The sequence below is a fragment of the Halorubrum sp. SS7 genome, assembly GCF_005435055.1.
GTDB classification, from domain to species: domain Archaea; phylum Halobacteriota; class Halobacteria; order Halobacteriales; family Haloferacaceae; genus Halorubrum; species Halorubrum salinarum.
This window is the reverse complement of sequence record NZ_SGXV01000639.1, coordinates 1-233: the sequence shown is the minus strand read 5'-3', so window position 1 is coordinate 233 and position 233 is coordinate 1. Positions and strand designations below refer to the sequence as shown.

The 233-nt window shown below is 58.8% G+C and carries 1 pseudogene; it reads left to right on the top strand.

The features are described from left to right. Nucleotides 1-233, top strand: a pseudogene (locus EXE44_RS19445) (flagellin); the annotation flags it as partial.

Below are 233 nucleotides of genomic sequence, written 5' to 3'. Positions count from 1 at the left end.
GAGGTCGGAATCGTCGGCAACGCATCTAACGGAACGCTCAACGAGATCCGGATCAGTGTGGCCGGCGCAGCCGGGTCCGACCAGATCGATCTGAGCGAAACGACAATTGAGGCGGTCGGTCCAAACGGACAGGAGAACCTCGTGTTCAACGCGACTGACGATACCGACAACCTCACGGCTACTCAGTTCGGCGTTAAGGACGATACTGGTAGCTTCGTCTCCGCCGACAACGC